Source organism: Nitrincola alkalisediminis (assembly GCF_009821115.1).
Classification (GTDB): Bacteria; Pseudomonadota; Gammaproteobacteria; order Pseudomonadales; family Balneatricaceae; genus Nitrincola; species Nitrincola alkalisediminis.
Genome location: NZ_VYTY01000031.1, coordinates 1 through 1,209, shown reverse-complemented (window position 1 = coordinate 1,209; position 1,209 = coordinate 1). Strand labels below are relative to the sequence as shown.

The 1,209-nt window shown below is 47.0% G+C and carries 2 tRNA genes and 2 rRNA genes; all 4 read left to right on the top strand.

Going from position 1 to position 1,209, the window contains the following annotated elements:
• A 16S ribosomal RNA gene (locus F5971_RS18310) occupies positions 1 to 85 on the top strand; the annotation flags it as partial.
• Positions 86 to 291: 206 nt separating this feature from the next.
• A tRNA-Ile gene (locus F5971_RS18305) sits at positions 292 to 368 on the top strand.
• Between the two features lie 110 nt (positions 369 to 478).
• Positions 479 to 554: transfer RNA gene (locus F5971_RS18300), tRNA-Ala, on the top strand.
• A 306-nt stretch (positions 555 to 860) separates the two neighbouring features.
• A 23S ribosomal RNA gene (locus F5971_RS18295) occupies positions 861 to 1,209 on the top strand; the annotation flags it as partial.

Below are 1,209 nucleotides of genomic sequence, written 5' to 3'. Positions count from 1 at the left end.
GACGGTTACCACGGTGTGATTCATGACTGGGGTGAAGTCGTAACAAGGTAGCCCTAGGGGAACCTGGGGCTGGATCACCTCCTTAAACGATAGCTTGGCCTGTTCAAGTGTCCACACGCATTACCTGGTTAGTTAATAAAGAGAGCGAGATGTTCTGAGTAGAGCTGTGCTTGATAGGGTTTTTTGATCAGATCAAGGCGCTTTTTGAATGAGCGAAGGCGTGTAGATAGCTACATAACTGAGCGAAAGAGAAAAGCAACGCAGAGCTGGTCTAAAAAGACATCAAGAAATAGGCTTGTAGCTCAGGTGGTTAGAGCGCACCCCTGATAAGGGTGAGGTCGGTGGTTCGAGTCCACTCAGGCCTACCAAATTTTACGCGATACGTCGTTGTTTTTAAGCTCGCATAGTTGACTATGCTTCACTTAAAAACGCCTTGTCTCACGTAAAATTATGCGGTTTTTCCGTATGAAATAAGTACGGGGCTATAGCTCAGCTGGGAGAGCGCCTGCTTTGCACGCAGGAGGTCTGCGGTTCGATCCCGCATAGCTCCACCATTCCTTAGAATGGTAAAGAAAACAAGAATTACAGCATTGCCTGATGGAAGCTAAAAAGTAACCAAAAGTTTTAAATTATCGGTTTTAAGGCGTAGGCCCAATAAACTGAATCGATAATTTAACGCTTAGGCGTTAGCCGAACCGCCATCCGTGGCTCTTTTCGGCATACGGTCCATCCGTGGACGTATTCGCTCTTTAACAATTTGAACTGAAAGAAATAGATTGTCTTGTAGAAATACAAGCGCCAACCGGCGAAATCGATCGTTACTAGCAAACATCAATTGAACAGACGCCTTCGGGTTATATGGTCAAGTGAATAAGCGTGCACGGTGGATGCCTTGGCAGTCAGAGGCGATGAAGGACGTGGTAGCCTGCGAAAAGCTTCGGGGAGTCGGCAAACAGACTTTGATCCGGAGATGTCCGAATGGGGAAACCCACCTGACACTTTAATGGTTTTAACGACGCATAGCGTCGGTCAAAGCCCCCTTGTTCAAACACAGGGTGCTTACTGAGAATCATTAAAGTGTCAGGTATCTTTAAGCTGAATACATAGGCTTTTAGAGGCGAACTCGGGGAACTGAAACATCTAAGTACCCGAAGGAAAAGAAATCAACCGAGATTCCCTAAGTAGCGGCGAGCGAACGGGGAGCAGCCC